At 65.9% G+C, this 4,445-nt stretch carries 5 protein-coding genes and 1 pseudogene; 2 read left to right on the top strand and 4 right to left on the bottom strand.

Annotated features, from left to right (window positions below; all coding sequences use genetic code 11):
- Positions 1 to 193: 193 nt before the first annotated feature.
- From HB681_RS37330 to HB681_RS37315, 4 genes are all read right to left on the bottom strand, one after another.
- Complete coding sequence (locus HB681_RS37330; RefSeq protein WP_213959939.1) at positions 194 to 412, bottom strand: hypothetical protein; 219 nt, start codon at positions 410 to 412, stop codon at positions 194 to 196.
- 16 nt (positions 413 to 428) lie between these two features.
- Entirely contained in the window at positions 429 to 1,274 is an 846-nt protein-coding gene (locus HB681_RS37325; RefSeq protein WP_213959938.1) for an AAA family ATPase, read from the bottom strand.
- The gene (locus HB681_RS37320) at positions 1,271 to 2,737 is read right to left on the bottom strand and encodes a DDE-type integrase/transposase/recombinase (protein ID WP_213959937.1); all 1,467 of its coding nucleotides are present in this window, start codon (positions 2,735 to 2,737) and stop codon (positions 1,271 to 1,273) included. Before HB681_RS37320 ends, HB681_RS37325 begins: the two co-directional genes overlap by 4 nt.
- A gap of 116 nt (positions 2,738 to 2,853) precedes the next feature.
- Positions 2,854 to 3,423, bottom strand: a complete 570-nt coding sequence (locus HB681_RS37315; protein ID WP_213959936.1) for a hypothetical protein — start codon at positions 3,421 to 3,423, stop codon at positions 2,854 to 2,856.
- A 159-nt stretch (positions 3,424 to 3,582) separates the two neighbouring features.
- Here HB681_RS37315 and HB681_RS37310 point away from each other — a divergent pair.
- A pseudogene (locus HB681_RS37310) lies at positions 3,583 to 3,651 on the top strand (SEC-C metal-binding domain-containing protein); the annotation flags it as partial.
- A gap of 60 nt (positions 3,652 to 3,711) precedes the next feature.
- The gene (locus tag HB681_RS38625) at positions 3,712 to 4,110 is read left to right on the top strand and encodes a tetratricopeptide repeat protein (RefSeq protein ID WP_256735268.1); all 399 of its coding nucleotides are present in this window, start codon (positions 3,712 to 3,714) and stop codon (positions 4,108 to 4,110) included.
- Positions 4,111 to 4,445 lie beyond the last annotated feature (335 nt).

The following is a 4,445-nucleotide window of genomic DNA, read 5'->3' as shown; positions in this document are numbered from 1 at the left end:
TGAGTGTGATCAGCCAATTCGATGGTCCGGCGATCAAGCTTGGCGATGGTCGTTGAACAATGAGTTGGCGGTGTCTGGCGACACATTGTTCAAGGTGTTCAAGGTTGCTGATGTCTGATGCCCCCTCGAATGCGTGAACAAGAACGCCGCCAGGTTTGAGCCTGGCGGCGTTGCGCATTGATGCGTGAGGGTTTCAGAACGGCGGGTTGTCGTCGTCGGCGGCGGGCTGGGTCGGACGAACCATGTTGTGCTCTGCGCGGTCCTCGTAGAAGCGGCGGACCTGGGCGGCGTAGTGGATATCGAACTGGTCGAGCACATGCTCGATGAAGTTTCGGATTTCGACGACGGCTTCATCGCTGAGCGTTGGCAGCGCGATGGGGTGGGCGTGGGGATCTTGGCGGTCGGTATTCATGATGTTGCGTGCCTGCTCAACGCCGAGATCCGGCGCGACGGGGAGTTGACATATCGGGCTGTGCGAATACCTCCAGGTAGAGTTTCTCGTCAAGCTGGGGAAGCTCGCGTTTGGTGGCCACGGCCAGGAGCTCGGCGGCCATGGTGGTGAGGATGCGGTAGTTGCCGGCGGCGTGATCGCATAGCGTGTGACGTAACTGCTGCGTCATCAGGGTGGCGTTGCCTGCTCCGGTCAGCAGATGAGCCAGCCCCTCGATAAGCTCCTCGCGGCTGGCGTGCTCGGTGGCCAGGCGGGTGCGGATGCGGCTACCCAGCGGGATCAGATCCTCGCGTCGAAGCTTCTCGATGAGACGGGCATCGCCGGCCAGTACGACGCACAGCAGCGGCTGCGAGTCGAAGCGCGCGCTGGCCAGCAGGCGCAGCTCGCACAGGGCCGCCGGACTCATCTCCTGCGCCTCGTCGATGAGCAGCACACAGCGCCGGCGGGTGGTGTCCAGGTGCGCCAGCCAGCGTTCGCGCAAGGCCTTGAAGCCGCCCCATCGGTTGTGCGGGCGCAGCGCGACGGCGAAGATGTCGCCGAGCTCGCGGTAGAAGTCGGCCAGGTTGCTTTGCGGATGACTGACGGCGCCGACGGTCACGTCGGAGAGCTTGGACAGTCGCTCGGCAAGCAGGCGCAGTGCGATGCTCTTGCCGGTGCCGGGGTCGCCGTGGATCATGGCGAAGCCCCCCTCGCGGATCTGGGCGTGCTCGATGCGCCAACAGAAGTTCTCCAGCTTGGGCGGCACGAAGATCGCCTCGGTTGGGAGCTCGGGCGAGAAGGGGTTCCACTTCAGCCCGTACAGGGCCAGGAGTCTTTGGTTCATACGGGGTCCTGATCGTTGGTGCGCGGCGCCGCGGGTTCGGGCGTCGCCAGGTACGCCGGCGGCATGCCGGTGGCGGCGTGCTCGGCGAGCAGTTGGAGCAGCAGGGGCGCCATCCCGCTGGGCGGCAGCGGCGAGAGGTCTCGTCCGACGGGGTCAAGCTTGCGGCGCTGTGCGTTGGCGTTGGCAGACTTGTCGAGCGGCTTGATCGGGCACAGGATGACGCCGGTGCGCGGGTCGACCAGGTCGACGCGGCTCAAGTCCCAGCGGGCGTAGCGCACGTGGACGTCGTTGAGGTAGCGATACCGTCCGGGGATCTCGAAGCGACAGCCCTCCAGGCTGAAGGTGCCGTCGGATCGACGCGCGCGGCGCTTGACCTCGATGCGGAAGGCGTCGGACAGCGCCGCGGAGCCGGGGCACTGGCGTGCCACGGTCGGACCGGCAAGATGGCGACTCAGCGGCGTGACGCCGATCTCGGAGTGCACCGTCCGATGGTATTCCTGCTCGACCCAGGCCTGGGTTGCCTCGTTAAGCCGATCCAGCGTGAGGGTCTGCTCTCCCTCGAGCATGGGCATCAGCCGGCCCTCGATGCGGCTCCAGAACGATTCCTGCTTGGCGTTTTGATGCGGGCTGTACGGCAGCGTCGTCTGGTGCACGACACCCAGCCGGGCGAGTCCGCAGACGAATTCCTCGGACACCATCGCCGCGCCGTTGTCCGTCATTACCGCCCTTGGCAGGTTGCGCTTCATGAACGCCTGCGACAGGCCATGCACGAGGGTCTGGGTCGTCTCGTCGAGGTACCACTGCAGGTGACAGACCAGGCGCGAGCGGTCGTCGATGAAGCCGACCAGCATCGGCGTCGCCCACTGGCCGCCTCGGGTGAGGACCTTGCGCGAGCCATGGTGGAAGTCAAGGTGAAGCAGCGCGCCGACATGCTCGACTTCGAAGCTGCGCACTTCCAGCTGTTCGAGCCGGTCGCGGGCCAGCATCGCGCCCTCGGTGGCGCGCTTGGGGCGGGCCTTCCTGTGCATGCCCTGGCTGAGCAGGAAGCGCCGCACCGTTGCATACGAGGCCACCGGCAAGCCGGCGGCCTGCAGCGTGACGCGCAGGTTGTCCAGGTGCAACTGGGCCGTCCAGCCGGAGTGCTCCCGGTACTGCGCCGTCAAGGCGGCGATGGCCTGCTCGCTCATGCTGGGGAAGCGACCTTCGTCGCCGCGCAGCCGGTCGCGCAACGCAACCAGCGGGTCGTCGCTTCGCCTGGCCGCGTAGTACCAACGTTCCAGCGTGGAGACGCCGAAGCGCACGTCCAAGGCCGAGTCAGGGTGACGCCACGTCTTGGCCGCCAGGACCAGCAGCGCATCGCGCAGCCGCCCTGGCTCGGGGGGTGAGGCCATCAAGGCGCCGATGACCGAGAAGCGCAGCCGCGCCCAGCGATCCCGCTTGGGCGGATCGAACAATTTCTTCACATGAAGCTCCAGGAGACGCCACACCGGCGGTGCGACTTGCTGGAACCAAGGCTATGGACCTGCGCCCCGGAGGTCTACGCACAGGTTCTGCGTGTGATCAGCGGGCCTCGAATACCTTAACGACGCTCGGCCTGCCGCCCGCGCAGCGTCACCGGGCTGAGGAACACAAGGAGACGCATCAGGCTGTGGGCCGGCGGGCCCTCGAAGCGCTCGAGCAAAGCGCCCGGGAACCTCGCAACATCAGCGGGCGGCATGAAGCGCGCGCACGTTGCGCGCCACAACGGCGTCAGCGGGAACTGCTCGATCCACCACGCCTGCCAGCGCTGCAGCGTCTGACGCGCGACGCCCAACTCCGTGGCCACACGCACGCTCGTTGGTGTGGACTCGAACCCGGTACGCGACGCTGACGCCAGCACTACCGCGAGTCCCAGATACACCCGCCGGCCCAGGAAGCGCACCGACAGCGAGGTCGCCCGCTTGCGGCACACCGCACAGCAAAAGCTCAGCCGCGATGAGCAATCGCCTCGCATGCCGGGCGGGCAGCCTCGCGGCTTGCGAGGGTAGTCAGATCGGTGGAGATCGCCGCCGCATCGACAGCCCTCGGCACGACACTGCGCCGCGAACTCGTGGTCGATGCGAAGAAGCAGGATGAGGAACTTCGGGTCTTGCAGCAAGGCATGGCACACTGGGCTGGTCTCTTCTCGTGATGGATATTGACTCCTCCCAAGGGGCCGTTGACGCAAGGTCCCCGCGAGGAAAGGAGCGACGCGGCAGGCGGCGCCTGTGCCGGGCGGCGACGCAGTAACCGTCCTCTCTCCCAGTCTTGATAGGAGGGATCCACTATGCCAAAAACCGGTCGCAACGATCCCTGCCCGTGCGGCAGCGGTAAAAAGTACAAGCAGTGCTGCCTGGAAAAGGATCGGGCGGCCGACCTCGCGCCCGCCATCGCCCAGCGCATCGCGTTGCAAGCCCAGATGGCCAACCGAGCTGCTCTGCGAAAGGATTACCAGGCCGAGTTGCTGGAAATCCAGACCACGTTGCAGGAAGCCCAGGCGCTGGATGCGGCGTCCAACGCCGTGGTCGACCTGGTCCATGCCGGCCGCCTCGATGAGGCCGAACAAGCCGCCCGGGAGCTGCTGGTTCGCTACCCCGAGGTGCACGATGGCTACGATCGGCTCGGCATGGTCCACGAGGCCCGCGGCCAGTTCCGCGAGGCCGCCGACTGCTACCGCAAGGTGATCGAGCTCGCGCGCGCCAATCCCGAGGACTATGACGCCGGATTGGTAGACAGCTTCCTCGAACTCGTCGTCAAGCTCGAAGCCTGCGTGGCCGAGGCAGAGCATGCGGTCAACGACGTCGACCGCACCCGTTGACGAAAACTCATCGGCCAGCCGGTCGATAACCGCCCGCATCGCAAGTGGCCTGGCCACCCACAGCACCTCTGCACGCCATGTAATGGCGACCGGACAAGATCAACGTCGCGACCCCACCGCTCGATCGAGGTTGAACCATGAAGTACATGGCTCAACCGGGGCGCCTCCGGCGGCCTGGCAGGGGCCTCGATTGAATTGAAAGAAGGTCAGAACAGCCCCCGCTGCCTGCAACCACCAATGATCTGTTCACGATCAATGAGGGTCGACGAGGCCGGACCATCACATAACTTGATCAATAGCGGGCGTCAGCCCACCAAGCTCAGTGCTCATGCTCA

This window comes from Variovorax sp. dw_954 (assembly GCF_018449755.1).
Taxonomy (GTDB): Bacteria; Pseudomonadota; Gammaproteobacteria; order Burkholderiales; family Burkholderiaceae_C; genus Variovorax.
The sequence above is the reverse complement of the archived record's forward strand: the minus strand, read 5'-3'. Positions and strand labels throughout refer to the sequence as shown.

Coding starts and splice junctions, on each gene's coding strand:
- HB681_RS38625 (WP_256735268.1), top strand. CDS start 3,712: ATGGCCAACCGAGCTGCTCTGCGAAAGGATTACCAGGCCGAGTTGCTG.
- HB681_RS37330 (WP_213959939.1), bottom strand. CDS start 412: ATGAATACCGACCGCCAAGATCCCCACGCCCACCCCATCGCGCTGCCA.
- HB681_RS37325 (WP_213959938.1), bottom strand. CDS start 1,274: ATGAACCAAAGACTCCTGGCCCTGTACGGGCTGAAGTGGAACCCCTTC.